Genomic DNA, 12578 nt, shown 5'->3' with positions numbered 1-12578 from the left:
CAGTCATTGTGTTAGGAGCTCTTAGTCAGCGTTGAAGCGGAATCCAACGCCTCGCACAGTGGCGATCCGCCGCTCCGCCGACCGCAGGGTGCCGTCACCGAGTTTGCGGCGCAACCAGGACATGTGCATGTCCAATGTCTTGCTGCTCTTCAACTCTGGGTCGTTCCACACCTCGGAGAGGATCTCCTCCCGGTTCACGACCTGGCCGGCGCGCTGGATCAGCACACGAAGCAACTCGAACTCCTTGTTGGCGAGTTGCACCTCGCGACCGTCCACCGTGACTCGCCTGGCGGCCAGGTCCATCCGCACGCCGTTGACCTCAAGTGTGCCAGGTGCCCGCCGCCGCAGCAGGGCGCGGATGCGCGCCATCAGCTCGGCAAGCCGAAACGGCTTGGCCACGTAGTCGTCGGCGCCCGCGTCGAGGCCGACGACGAAGTCGACCTCGTCGGCACGGGCGGTCAGCATGAGCACCGGGACGCCCCGGCCGCCGGCCCGCAGGCGGCGACACACCTCGAGGCCGTCCATGCCGGGCAGGCCGAGGTCGAGCACCAGCAGGTCGATTCCGCCTGCGGTGGCGGCCTCCAATGCCTGCGGCCCGTCGCCAACGACGTGCACGGCGTAACCCTCACGCTGCAACGCTCTGGACAGGGGATCTGCGATTGCCGGATCGTCTTCGGCCAACAGCACCACGCTCACCCGGGAGACCCTAGTCGTGGGAGCATCCACGCTGTGTCAATCTTTGGATCCGATCTCACATTGGCCTTGCGACTGGCCGACGCCGCGGACCTCACCACGCTCGCGCGATTCCGGTCGCTCGACCTGAAAGTGGAGCGAAAGCCGGATCGAACGCCCGTTACGGACGCGGATGTCGCCGTCGAGGACGCCATTCGGGTGACATTGGCGGAACAGCGTCCCGAGGACGCCGTGGCGGGCGAGGAACGCGGCGGCACGGTCGCCGAGGGCAGAACCTGGGTGATTGACCCGATCGACGGAACGAAGAATTTTCTGCGAGGGACACCCGTCTGGGCGACATTGATCGCGCTCGTCGCGGACGGCGTGCCGGTCGTGGGGGTGGCGAGTGCCCCCGCGCTCGGCCGGCGCTGGTGGGCCGCGGCCGGCCAGGGCGCCTGGGCCAGCGAAGCCGGCGCCGAGCCGCGCCGCATCTCCGTGTCCGGGGTGACCGACCTCGCCGACGCCTACCTGTCCACCACGCACCTCGGCTCGTGGGTGGAGCACCACTCGCGCGCCGCGTACCTGGCGTTGGCCGACGCCTGCTGGGAGACCAGGGCGTTCGGCGACTTCTGGCAGCACTGCCTGGTCGCCGAGGGCGCGATCGACGTCGCCGCCGAGGCGATCGTGAACCCGTGGGACGTGGCCGCGATGCAGGTGCTGGTCGAGGAGGCGGGCGGCCGGTTCAGCGACCTGACCGGCGTGCCCCGCTACGACCGAGGCTCGGCGCTGTCCTCCAACAACCACCTGCACGACGCGGTCCTAGGCCTGCTGTCCCACTGACTCACTGACCTACTGACTCCGCCGCGCGTGGAAAATGGCCCACCAAAGCCACTTTCCACGCGCGGCGACCCAACTCGGTCACCCGCCCCAATCGCACGCCTCACTCCCGGCAGTTCACTCCCGGCAGTCACTCCCGGCGGCTTACTCCCGGCGGTTTACTCGCGGCAGCCGAACAGCCCGGCGAAGGTGAACCGCAGCACGCACTCGTCGCCCCGGTTCGCCGTGCCGGACAGCTCGACGATGCCGAGGCCGGGCCGGCTCTTCGAGCGTCTCGCGCCGACCACCGTCACCTCGCAGCGCAGCACGTCGCCGGGGAAGACCGGGGCGAGCCAGGACAGCTCGCGGCCGCCCGGCGAACCCTGCGCGGTGGAGTCCCCGATGAGATGGTCGACGTAGGCCCGCATCCACAGCGACGCGGTGAACCAGCCGGAGGCGCTGAGTCCGCCGAACACCGAACGGCGGCCGGCCTCCTCGTCGAGATGATAGGCCTGCGGATCGAACCTGCGCGCGAACTCGAGCATGTCCTCGCGGTCGATCTTCACTTCACCGAGCGGCACCACGAGCCCCTCGGTGAGATCCTCGAATGCGATTGTCACCAACCGATACTGGCATCGGCAGGCCGTTCGGTCGAAGATGTGTCGCGATTCGCCGAACGAGCGGGAACCGCCGCGGGTCCCGCCGCGTCGAAGCACCCAACGACGACCTTGCCTGGCTACCAGCAGGACCGGAGGCGCCCGTGCCGACCGATCACCAGGCGCAGGTGGACGAGCTGCTCGCGGACTACCGCCGAGGCCGCGAGCAACTGGCCGCCGTGCAGCGCACGCTCGCGTCCATCACCGCGTCGGCGACCAGCGCGGACGGCCTGGTCACCGCGACCGTCGGCGCGCAGGGCACGCTGACCGGGCTGGTCCTGCACGAGACCGCCTACCAGCGGCACCGGCCCGCGGAGCTGGCCGAGCTGGTCGTCCGGACGACCGCCGTGGCCGCAGCAACGGCAGCGGAACGCGCCAACCAGGTCATCGGCGCGGTGCTGCCAGCCGACGCCGACCCGGCCGCCGTGCTCGGCGGGCGCGCCGACCTGCGGCCGGAAGAGATCGGGCAGCAGCCGGTGGCGGCGGTGGCCCGGCGCGCGGAGGCCGTCGCCGAGGAGAACTTCGAGGAAGTCGAGAGCTGGCTGCACCAGGGAGGGCGACGTGACCGCTGACGGCTTCCGCAGCGACCATCAACGGCTCGCCGAGCACGCCGGGGAGTTCACCGGCCTCGCGAGCCGCGCAGGCGACATCACCGGCGAGCTGCGCCGCGCGTTGGAGCAGGCAGGCGACTGCTGGGGCAGCGACGCCGTCGGCCGCAGCTTCGCCGCCAGCCACGTGCGGGCCGCCACCGAGACCCTTGGCCGGGTGGGTGGCCTGTCCGACGGGCTCGGCGACGTCGGCCAGCGGTTCGCCGCGACGGCCGAGACCTACCGGCAGGTCGACGAGGACAACGCCGCCGCGCTGCGGCCGAACGAAGGCTGAGAACGCGATGGGCATCGAGCTACCCCCCGAGCTCACCGACCTCGCGGCCAAGGCCGGGGTGCACTGGCCGCAGGCGGACGAGGACAAGCTGCGCGCGTCCGCGACCGCATGGCGCACCGCGGGTGAGAAGGTCAGCGGCCTGGCGTCGGACGCCGACCGGACCGCGGGCAAGGCCCTGGACGCGGTGCACGGCAGCGCAGGCGACGCGGCGAAACAGCACTGGGACACGTTCGTCTCGGCGGACGGCCACCTGAGCGCCGCGGCCAAGGGCTGCACGGACGCCGCCGACCGCCTCGACCACGCCGCCCAGCAGGTCGGTGCCGCCAAGGTCGCCATAGTCCGGCACCTGGTCAGCCTGGCCAAGCAGAACGACGCCGCGCAGCAGGCGGCCGGCGCCGGCCACCCCACCGCGCTGCTCGGCCTGGACACCGTCGTGCGCGGGGCGTCGGCGAACGTCGCGCACGTGCACGACACGTTGGTCGATTCCGTGCGACTGGACAGCGGCAGCGACGTGTCAACCGCGCAGCCCCCCGTCGACCCACACGCGCAACCCCACGGCGGCCTGCTCGGTGGTCATCTCGCCGGCAGCGCTCCGGCAGGCGGCGGTCTCCTGGGTGGCGACCTCCTCGGCGGCGCTCCTACCGGCGGCGGCCTTGTCAGCGGTGCTCCAGCGGGCGGCGGCCTCCTGGGCGGCGACCTCGGCGGCGGTCTTCTCGGCGGCGGTCATATCGGTAGTGCCCCGGCTGGCGGCGGACTCCCGGGTGGCGACCTCCTCGGCGGAGGCCACGCTGGCGGAGGTCATGCCGGCGGGGGCCACGCCGGTGGCGGCCATGCCGGCGGAGGCTCTGCGGGTGGTGGCCTCCTTGGCGAGGTCGGTTCGTTGGCCGGCACAGCGCTCGGTGCCGGAGTCGGCGTGACCAACGCCGTCGCGGACACGGGCGCGGGTGTGGTTGGCGAGGTGACCGACACGGGTGCGGGTCTGGTGGGCGGCGGTCCTGCCGGCGAAGGTCCGCACGGCCACCACGGACAGCACTCGTTGGACCCGCTCGCCCCGGTGACCAACGTCGTCGCCGAGGGCCATCACGTGCTCGACCAGGCGACCGGCGCCGCTGGTTCGGCGGTGGACAATGTTGTTGGGCAATCACAAGGTTCCACCGACCAGCCGCCGGCCGGTCCACCGTCGCAGCACGGCGGCTGGCACGGCGGAGGGGACCCGGAAACACACACCGGCCCGATCGCGATCGGACAGCCGGCCGCCGCGCCCGCGTGGCCCGCCCAGGTGCCGGATCCCGGCGGCCATGTCCAAGACATCGTGCACGCCTCCTCGGCTGCCGGAGTGCTGGACGCGCCCCCGATCGCCCGGCCCCTGCTCGACTCGGCCGCGTCGTCCGCAGGGTGGGGCGGCGCGCAGCAGCCGTCCGCAGGGTCGTCCGCCTTCTCTTCGGGCTCGCCCGGCTTCGGCGGAGGAAGCTTCGGCGGAGCAGGCTTTGGCGGCCCCGGCATCAGCGGTCCGGGCATCGGCGGTCCGGGCATCAGTGCAGGAGCACCGGCCTCGCCCGCGCCGTCCGCCCTCGGCGGTTCGCAGTTCGCGCCGCCGCAGCCGGTGGCGCAACAGCCGTCGACCCAACAGCCGACGAATGCCGCGCCGCAGCCCACCGGTGCCAAGGCGGGGCAACAGGTCGGCAGCACGCCACAAACCGGCGACGCCCGAGCCGGGCAGTCCGGTGCCACCCAGCAACCGGCCGGCGCACGCGGCGGCCAGGCGGGCTCCGCAGCGCAATCCACCGACCCGCGCACCGGCACGCCCCGCCCAGGCGACACCCGCACCGGACAACCCGGTGCCGCACCACAACCCGGCGACTCTCGCGCAGCAAAGCCAGGCGGCACACCGCAACCTGCCGGATCCCAGATCGGCCAACCCGGCGCAGCGCAACAACCCATCGACCCCCGCACCGGACAACCCACCGGCACACCACAACCAGCCGGGCCTCAGGCCGGTCAACCTGGTGCCGCACCACAACCCGCCGGCTCCCAAACCGGCCAACCTGGTGACGCACCGCAGCCCGACGAACCTCAGACCGGACCACTCACCATCGCAGGCGGACCAGGCGCCGGACCGGCGGTGTCTGCCGGCCAACATCCGCTGGGGCAAGGCGCGGTGTCCTCGGTGCAGCCGACTTCCGATGCGCCGCTGTATCCCGTCGCGCAACACCAGCCGAGGCCGGCCGTGCACGAGCCCGAGCCGATCGCGCTGTTCCTGGTGCACCTGTTCCCCATCGGCCATCTGCCCGTGCCGACCAGCCGTCCGGCGCGGCAGCTTCCGCCACCTCCTGTCGAGCTGGACTACGCGGCCGGGCTGCGCTATCCGCCGCAGGACCACCCGGAATCCGGTCTCGTGCACGACAAGGACGCGCTGCTCGCGGCGCGGTCCGGCCAGTTCACGCCTCCCCCGTCGCCCGGCCTGCGCGCCGATGCGCCCGAAGTCGTTGCCCTGGCTGAGGGTTACGACTCGTTGGCCGGTGAACACGAGCGGGACTGGGACCGCCGGTTCCTGGTTCGCGCGGCCGACCAGGAGTCGGGTTCGCCTGCCGAGTACGCCTGGCCGCCGGGAGAGTTGTTCCCCGAGGGCGGCTGCGAGGCGGGGGAACCCGTGGTGCTCGCGGCAGAGACCGTGCTGGACCGGTTCGGCACGCCGGAGGGTCGGGTCCTTGCCGACACCGGCACTCCCTTCGGCCGCCGATCCCTGCCGCCTGCCCTGTTGGATGCGGGCTATCGGAGCTATCGCGTGCTCCGCCCGTTGCCCGTGTGGCGGACGCTGTCGACGGACTGGTTCGGCCAGTCCGGCGGCGGGGTTCGGTATCGCGCGACCTATCCGGTGGCCGACCTCGTCGGCCTCGGTTACCTGGAGGAAGTCCGTTGAACCTGGAGTCGATTCTGGACTGGCTGCGGGCCGTCGGCGTGCCGTCCGAGGTGGTGTCCGTCGGCGCGGAGGCGGACAACGCGTGGTGCGTGCTGCGCAGCGAGGACAGCGGGGAGGACGGGCAACCCGGCTGGGAGGTGTTCTGGCGGGAGCAGGGCAACCGGTACGACTGGGCCAGGTTCAGCAGCGAGCATGTGGCGTGCCACTACCTGTTCGGCCGGCTCACCTGGGCGCAGGTCGTGCGCGGCGCGGTTGGCGTGTTGCCCCAGTAGCGAAGATTCCGGCGACTTCCCTGCCAACGCTCATCGTCGTCAGCGGGCCTGCGGGAGCGGGCAAAACCACGCTCGCGCACGCGATCGCGCGGGCCGTGGGGTGTCCGGCGATCTGCCGGGACGAGATCAAGGAAGGCATGGTGCACGCCGCGCCCGCCGGGTTCGTGCCGGGGCCGGCCGACGAGCTGACCATGCGCACGTTGCCGACCTTCTTTGCGACGCTTGAGTTGTTGCTGCGGGCCGGTGTGACGACCGTGGCGGAGGCGGCGTTCCAGGATCGGGTGTGGCGACCGAGGCTGGCTCCGCTGTTGGGGTTGGCGGAGGTTCGAGTGGTGCACTGCGTGGTCGACGCGGACGTTGCGCTCGCGCGAAAGGTGCGGCGGGGCAAGGACAATCCGTTGCGGCGGGCGCATGCGGATCCCGCGGTGGACGATGTTGCGGCGCATGCGTTGGCGCACAACGCTTTTGATCGGGTTCGGCTGGATGCTCCCTCGATCGAGGTCGATACGACGGCTGGGTACGACCCTGGGTTAGCCGAGATCGTGGCGTTCGTGGGTGGGCCGGGTTTGCAGGACCGACGACCTCAGTGAGCAGGTCGTGTGGCCGGCCTCTCACCACGGCCTGCACCACCTCCGCCCTCGTGGCCGCGATTGCAAAGGAAGTCACGCCGGATGTCGACCACCACACCACAGGCTGACGTGGCCGAAGCGGAAAGCAAGGGTTGGCGACGACTGACGAAAGCGGCCAGCGAGCTGCTGGCGCCGGCCGGCCTCGTGCTCACGTTGCCGTGGCTGGTCACCTGGCACGCCACCCAGCAGTGGGGCTCGACCGCGCTGTGGGGCCTGGTAGTCGGGATCACCGGATCAGCGATCCCGATGACAATCATCCTGCGCGGCGTCAGAGTTGGCCGCTACGACAGCCACCACGTCTCGCGCCGCGAAGAGCGCCTCGTCCCGTTTCTGATCTGTCTCGGCTCGCTTGCCGTGGGCTGGACGGTCCAGATCCTTGGGCACGCGCCACATCCAGTGATCGCGCTGACGATCTCGATGTTCGCCGCCCTCGCCGTCTGCCTCGCCATCACGATGATCCTGCGGTGGAAGATCTCCATCCACGTCGCCGTGGCCACCGGCGCGGTACCAGTGTTGGTCATCGACTACGGCCCTTGGCTGGCGCTGCTCGGCGTGCTGATCGTCCTCGTCGCCTGGTCCCGCGTGGTCCTCAGCGCCCACACCCTCGGCCAGGCGATCGGTGGGCTCATCATCGGGGCGCTGGCCGGCGGACTCTTGTACCCCGTACTTGTGCACGCCATGCAGTAGCCACCGCTGCGGTCGACCCTCGCCCCGGTTCCGTTGCCATGGGCCTTCTCCGCGCCGGATCTCTACCCCCACATCGCCTGCTCTCTGTCACCCGGCAGTGCCCAGATGTATTCGTCGTTGAGCAAGCCCTAGAAGTGTGACATGGGCCATAGGCCACAATTCGGCTCCCTCGCCGATAGCGTCGCGCCAGTTGCCAGTCACTAGTGAGCCCAAAAGGGCTGTGGGGGAAGGAAAACGATGACCAACCACGACAACGAGACCGTCACCGTTGTCCACGGCTTCGTACCGGTGATCGACCTGTCGACGCGGGACAGCACGGAGGGACGCGCCGCCATCGCCAGGGCGATCGGTGCCGCGTGCGCGAGTTCGGGTTTCTTCACCATCGTGAGCCACGGCGTTCCGCAGGATCTGGTCGATCGCATGTACACGACCACGAACGCCTTCTTCAGGTCCCCCGACGAGGAGAAGGACCTGGTCGCGAATCGGCCAGGAGTGTCCGGGTTTCGCCGGTTCGGCGGGGCGACCGCCAACAGCCTCGACCAGAAGACGCCTCCGGACCTCTGCGAGGCCTTCTCCACGCATGCGACGGGAGAGTTGAGCGAACAGGAGCGCGAGAGGCTCGGAAACTACTGGGCCTCCTGGAAGTTGGCCAACATCTGGCCGAGCACTCCCGCCGACTTCAAGGACACCTGGCAGGAGTATCTGTACGTGATGACGGAACTGTCCGCCGACCTCATGCGCCTGTTCGCCCTGGCGCTCGAACTCGACGAGGACTTCTTCGAGAACAGGTTCGACCACCACGTGTCGTCACTGGCCGCCAACTACTACTACCCCCAGCTCGAACTGCCACTGCCGGGACAACTTCGACGCGGCGAACACACCGACTGGGGCAGCCTCACCGTGCTCTACCAGGAAGACGACCTCGGCGGCCTCCAGGTCCAGCACGGGATGACGAACGACTGGCGTGACGTCCCGGCAATCCCAGGCAGCTTCGTCGTCAACATCGGCGACCTGATGGCCCTGTGGACGGGTGGCCGATGGGTGTCGACGATGCACCGAGTGGTCAATCCGGAACGTGGAAACGCGTCATCCCGCGTGTCCATCCCGTTCTTCTACCTGCCCAACCACGACGCACCGACCGAACCGATCGAACCGACGCGCCCCTTCGCAGCCGATGCCGTCACCGCCGGCCAATGGATCTCGACGAAGATGCAGAAGACCTTCTCAACAGAGCTGTAGCTAAGCCGAAGACGGCGAATACCGGGGCGACTCAACCCGCAGCCCGGCCGACACCGCCTCATGCACCGCCCGCGCCAACGCCGAGCCGACCCGCGAACGCGGTCCGCCGTAGGGCTCCGCGGGGCCGTTGACGGGGCACAGCAGCACGGCCGCGTCGGTGCAGGTGCCGGTGCCGGGCACGCCGGCCTCCCACAACGCCTGGGCCTTCGCCTCCGCGACCGTGGCCACGGCATTGACCAGCGCGGCCTCGGACAGGCGCACGGGCAGCCAGCACACCGCATTGATCGTGCCGACCGGGGCAGGGAGGTCGTCGCGCGCCTCGGCGGCTGCCCACGTGGGATGGGCGCCGACGCCGGTGGTGACCGAGGCGATCACACCGCTGTCCCTGGTCGTCACCTCGTGACGGACGTCCACCGCGGTCAGGAGTCCCACGCCGGCACCCGGCAGCTCCAGGTCGGCCGCCAGCTCCGCCACGTGGTCCGCCGGGTCGGAACGGTCGTACCAGCTGCGCACGGTCGCGTTGAGGACCCACTCGCGCTCGCCGAGCCCACCGCCGTGCGGCGCGGACGAGATGGCCAGCCAGGGCTCGGCACACCGCCAGATCAACACGGGATGTCCATCCACAGTGGACACCCGTGGTTCGGGTGCTGTCACGGCACTGTCCTGCGCACCAGCGCCCGGCGAGTCCCCCTGCGGTCCACCAGCTCGAAACCCGCGTCCACGAACATGCGCAGGGTCCCGTGGTAGAGATCGCTGGACGTCCGCCGCTCGCCGTCGGTGTCGACCGGATAGCCCTCGACGGTCCGCGCGCCTCGGTCCGCCGCCCACCGAACCGCCGCGTCCAGGAGCTGCGCGGCGACGCCGCCACCCCGTGCCTTGCGGTGCACGAAGAAGCACGTCACCGACCACACCCCGGTCAGATCCTCGTCGGGATCTATCGGGCGGGCCACCTGCGCCCGCTCCAATCTTGAGTAGTCCCCGCGCGGCGCTAACGCCACCCAGCCAACGGCCTCAGCGTCAGTCGCATCGGCGTCGGTGTCCGTGTCGAACGCCAGCAGGCCGATGGGCGCACCGGTGTGCGCCAGGGCGCGGAACTCGGAGCGGTTGGAGTCGCCGACGCCGCTTCGGTACTCGCCGGTGGTTTGCCGGAACCACATGCACCAGCAGCCCGCCACGGCGCCCCTCGGCCCGAACAGCCGTTCCAGGGCGGGCCAGGTCGACGCGTCCAGCTCGGCGATTCGCACCGCTCAGCCCCGCAGCGCCCGAACCACGCGGGACGGGCTCGGGCGGCCCAGCTGCTCGGCCATCCACGCGCTCGTGTCGGCCAGGGCGTCCAGGTTCACGCCGTGCCGCACGCCAAGGCCGTCCAGCATCCAGACCAGGTCCTCGGTGGCGAGGTTTCCCGTCGCCGACTCCGCGTAAGGGCAGCCACCGAGCCCACCGGCCGAGGAGTCCACTGTGGACACTCCGCAACGCAGCGCAGCCAGGGTGTTCGCCAGCGCCTGGCCGTAGGTGTCGTGGAAGTGCACGGCGAGCGCGTCGATCGAGCCGAAGCCGTCGAGCACCGTCTCGACCTGGCCCGGCGTGGCAACGCCGATGGTGTCGCCGAGCGACAGCTGCGAACAGCCCATGTCCAGCAGCCGGTGACCGACCTTCACGACCTGTTCGGCCGCCACCGGACCCTCCCACGGGTCACCGAAGCACATCGACAGGTACCCGCGGACGTCCAGGCCCTCCGCCCGCGCCCGCGTCACCACCGGGTCGAACATGGCGAACTGCTCGTCCAGGCTGCGGTTGAGGTTGCGGTTGGCGAAGGTCTCGGTGGCGCTGGCGAAGATCGCGATGTGCCGAACGCCCGCGGCGAGCGCGCGGTCGAGGCCGCGTTCGTTGGGCACCAGCACGGGATAGCTGACGCCGTCCCGCTGCCGCAGGCCGGCGAGCAGCTGCTCGGCGTCGGCCAGCTGCGGCACCCACTTGGGGTGCACGAAGCTGGTCGCCTCCAACACGCTCAGGCCAGCGTCGGCCAGCCGGTCGAGGAACTCCAGCTTCGTCTCGACCGGGACGACGGTGTCCTCGTTCTGGAGCCCGTCGCGGGCCCCGACCTCCCAGATCGTCACGCGCTCCGGCAGGTCGCCCCGCGTCGGCAGCGGCACGGTGGCCGGCAGGCCAACCTCGCGCGCGGTCATCAGCGCTCCTCGTGCTGCTGGTGGTGCTGGCCCGGCTGGAAGTCGTCGTTGGGGTTGTCGTTGACCTCCCGGTAGAGCAGCGAGTGCACGCGCTCCACCTGCGGGATGTCGTCGAACTCCAGCGGGTCGTCCGAGGCCGACTCGACGATCAGCGTGCCGCAGCCCACGATCCGGTCGATCAGCCCGTGCTCGAAGCGCACGCTGTTGATCCGCGACAGCGGGATGTCGATTCCGGTGCGGTTGATGAACCCCTCACGCGCCATGACCCGGTTGTTGGTCACGATGAAGTGCGTGGTGCGCCACCGGACCAGCGGGGTCAGCGTCAGCCAGATGAACGACAGCACGCACACGGCGGCGAGCGCGATCCAGCCGACGGTCTTCCAGGACGTGTCGGCGACCAACCCCGCGAGGTAGCCGCCGATCCCCACCGTGACCAGGAAGCAGAACACCGGAACGATCAGCATCTTCCAGTGCGGGTGCTTGTGGATCACGACGTGCTCGCCCTCGCTGAGCAAGTTGTCGGGATAGGCCACGGCGTTCCCCTCCATACGTCACGCGGCGACGAGTGTTGAGGTCACCGTACCTGCGTGGCCTCGCGCGGCGTCCAGGGACAAGCGGATGCGCCGCTGTGTCCTTACCGACGTCCCCCGCGCGGGTGCCCGCCGGGGGCGTCGGTAAGGACACGGCCGGGTCCGCGCGGCGGCCCCGACCGGTCAGTCCGCAGGTCGCAGGTGCACGACGTCGCCCGCCGAGACCGAGTGCTCTGCGCCGTCCTGGGAGCGCACCACCAGGGTGCCGTCGCCCTCCAGGTACATGGCCGTGCCGCGCAGCTCCGCCGTGCCGGACAGCTCGACCCTGACCTGCTGGCCGAAGGTGGCGCAGTAGGCGCGGTACTCCTCGTGCAGGCCGCTGACGAACGGGTCGCCGTCGGCGCGCCGCCACGTCTCCTCCAGCGTGGCCAGCTCGGTGAGCAGCCGGACGGCCACTTCGGTGCGGTCCGGGGCCGTGCCGAGCTCGTCGCCGAGCGAGGTCGGTTCGAGGCCGCCGACCCCCGCCGGCACGTCGGGCGGCAGCGGCGCGACGTTCAGGCCCATGCCGAGCACCAGGGTGGCGTCGAGGCCCGAGGTGGTCTCGGCGAGCACCCCGGCCGCCTTGCGCCGCCGCTGCCCGAGCAGCAGGTCGTTCGGCCACTTCAGGACGGCGTCGGCCCCATACGAGCGCACCGCCCTGACCAGGGCGACGCCGGCGAGCAGCGTCAGCCAGGGCAGCCGGACGGCCGGCACGCCGGTCGGGCGGTACAGGACGCTGACATACAGCCCGGACCCCGGCGGGGACACCCAGTTCCGGCCGCGTCTGCCCTGGCCCGCGGTCTGCTGCTCGGCGATCAGCACGGTGCGGTCGGCGGCCCCCTGCGCGGCGGCGGCGCGCAGGTCGTGGTTCGTGGAGCTGGTGCTCGCCACCACGTCGAGGGCGGCGTACGGCCCGGCCGGCGCGACCAGGCGCGCGCGGAGGGTGTCGAGGTCCAGCGGCGCGGCTGCGGAGTTCACCCCAGCAGGGTAGGTCCACCCCGCGCCGCCGGCCGGTCGGAGCAGGAACGGCGCGGCGACGCGGGATGGCCC

Annotated in this window: 15 protein-coding genes; 8 read left to right on the top strand and 7 right to left on the bottom strand. The window is 71.0% G+C overall.

Annotated features, from left to right (window positions below):
* Positions 1 to 21: 21 nt before the first annotated feature.
* A complete protein-coding gene (locus F0L68_RS38220) occupies positions 22 to 696 on the bottom strand; it encodes a response regulator transcription factor (protein ID WP_149854793.1) in 675 nt (224 codons plus the stop codon).
* Between the two features lie 39 nt (positions 697 to 735).
* On the opposite strand from F0L68_RS38220, the gene hisN reads away from it, so the two are divergent.
* A complete protein-coding gene (gene hisN / locus F0L68_RS38215) occupies positions 736 to 1512 on the top strand; it encodes a histidinol-phosphatase (RefSeq protein ID WP_438672352.1) in 777 nt (258 codons plus the stop codon).
* 155 nt (positions 1513 to 1667) lie between these two features.
* On the opposite strand, the gene F0L68_RS38210 is transcribed toward hisN, so the two are convergent.
* Complete coding sequence (locus tag F0L68_RS38210) at positions 1668 to 2108, bottom strand: MaoC family dehydratase (protein ID WP_223199513.1); 441 nt, start codon at positions 2106 to 2108, stop codon at positions 1668 to 1670.
* A 140-nt stretch (positions 2109 to 2248) separates the two neighbouring features.
* Here F0L68_RS38210 and F0L68_RS38205 point away from each other — a divergent pair, with 140 nt between their 5' ends.
* The 7 genes from F0L68_RS38205 (at position 2249) to F0L68_RS38165 (ending at position 8773) form a co-directional block, all read left to right on the top strand.
* Entirely contained in the window at positions 2249 to 2716 is a 468-nt protein-coding gene (locus F0L68_RS38205) for a YbaB/EbfC family nucleoid-associated protein (RefSeq protein WP_223199512.1), read from the top strand.
* Positions 2706 to 3026 carry a WXG100 family type VII secretion target gene (locus F0L68_RS38200; protein ID WP_149854789.1) on the top strand — a complete coding sequence of 107 codons (321 nt, stop codon included), beginning with the start codon at positions 2706 to 2708 and terminating at the stop codon, positions 3024 to 3026. Before F0L68_RS38205 ends, F0L68_RS38200 begins: the two co-directional genes overlap by 11 nt.
* A 7-nt stretch (positions 3027 to 3033) precedes the next feature.
* Positions 3034 to 5946: a glycohydrolase toxin TNT-related protein gene (locus F0L68_RS38185; protein ID WP_276313920.1), complete on the top strand. Its 2913-nt coding sequence runs from the start codon at positions 3034 to 3036 to the stop codon at positions 5944 to 5946.
* On the top strand, positions 5943 to 6218 hold the full coding sequence (locus tag F0L68_RS38180; RefSeq protein ID WP_149854786.1) for a hypothetical protein: 276 nt from the start codon (positions 5943 to 5945) through the stop codon (positions 6216 to 6218). The genes F0L68_RS38185 and F0L68_RS38180 overlap by 4 nt, the downstream gene beginning before the upstream one ends.
* Positions 6146 to 6808: a P-loop nucleotide/nucleoside kinase family protein gene (locus F0L68_RS38175; RefSeq protein WP_223199509.1), complete on the top strand. Its 663-nt coding sequence runs from the start codon at positions 6146 to 6148 to the stop codon at positions 6806 to 6808. Before F0L68_RS38180 ends, F0L68_RS38175 begins: the two co-directional genes overlap by 73 nt.
* 81 nt (positions 6809 to 6889) lie before the next feature.
* Positions 6890 to 7534, top strand: coding sequence for a phosphatase PAP2 family protein (locus F0L68_RS38170; RefSeq protein ID WP_149854785.1), 645 nt, complete (start codon positions 6890 to 6892; stop codon positions 7532 to 7534).
* Between the two features lie 237 nt (positions 7535 to 7771).
* Positions 7772 to 8773 (top strand): isopenicillin N synthase family dioxygenase, encoded by a 1002-nt coding sequence (locus F0L68_RS38165; RefSeq protein WP_149854784.1) that lies wholly within the window; start codon positions 7772 to 7774, stop codon positions 8771 to 8773.
* Here the strand turns inward: F0L68_RS38165 and F0L68_RS38160 are convergent, their stop codons facing one another.
* The 5 genes from F0L68_RS38160 to F0L68_RS38140 form a co-directional block, all read right to left on the bottom strand.
* The gene (locus tag F0L68_RS38160) at positions 8774 to 9427 is read right to left on the bottom strand and encodes an adenosylcobinamide amidohydrolase (RefSeq protein ID WP_149854783.1); all 654 of its coding nucleotides are present in this window, start codon (positions 9425 to 9427) and stop codon (positions 8774 to 8776) included.
* Positions 9424 to 10017, bottom strand: a complete 594-nt coding sequence (locus F0L68_RS38155; protein ID WP_223199508.1) for a GNAT family N-acetyltransferase — start codon at positions 10015 to 10017, stop codon at positions 9424 to 9426. Before F0L68_RS38155 ends, F0L68_RS38160 begins: the two co-directional genes overlap by 4 nt.
* A gap of 3 nt (positions 10018 to 10020) precedes the next feature.
* On the bottom strand, positions 10021 to 10959 hold the full coding sequence (locus tag F0L68_RS38150) for a hydroxymethylglutaryl-CoA lyase (RefSeq protein ID WP_149854782.1): 939 nt from the start codon (positions 10957 to 10959) through the stop codon (positions 10021 to 10023).
* Entirely contained in the window at positions 10959 to 11492 is a 534-nt protein-coding gene (locus tag F0L68_RS38145; protein WP_149854781.1) for a PH domain-containing protein, read from the bottom strand. The genes F0L68_RS38150 and F0L68_RS38145 overlap by 1 nt, the downstream gene beginning before the upstream one ends.
* Before the next feature lie 180 nt (positions 11493 to 11672).
* Entirely contained in the window at positions 11673 to 12506 is an 834-nt protein-coding gene (locus tag F0L68_RS38140; protein WP_188317048.1) for a biotin--[acetyl-CoA-carboxylase] ligase, read from the bottom strand.
* Positions 12507 to 12578: the final 72 nt, after the last annotated feature.

Source organism: Solihabitans fulvus (assembly GCF_008386585.1).
GTDB classification, from domain to species: Bacteria; Actinomycetota; Actinomycetes; order Mycobacteriales; family Pseudonocardiaceae; genus Solihabitans; species Solihabitans fulvus.
This window is presented reverse-complemented; position numbering and strand designations above follow the sequence as displayed.

Excerpts from the sequence above, each read along its gene's own strand:
- F0L68_RS38185 (WP_276313920.1), top strand. The coding sequence starts at position 3,034 with ATGGGCATCGAGCTACCCCCCGAGCTCACCGACCTCGCGGCCAAGGCC.
- F0L68_RS38170 (WP_149854785.1), top strand. The coding sequence starts at position 6,890 with ATGTCGACCACCACACCACAGGCTGACGTGGCCGAAGCGGAAAGCAAG.
- F0L68_RS38165 (WP_149854784.1), top strand. The coding sequence starts at position 7,772 with ATGACCAACCACGACAACGAGACCGTCACCGTTGTCCACGGCTTCGTA.
- F0L68_RS38150 (WP_149854782.1), bottom strand. The coding sequence starts at position 10,959 with ATGACCGCGCGCGAGGTTGGCCTGCCGGCCACCGTGCCGCTGCCGACG.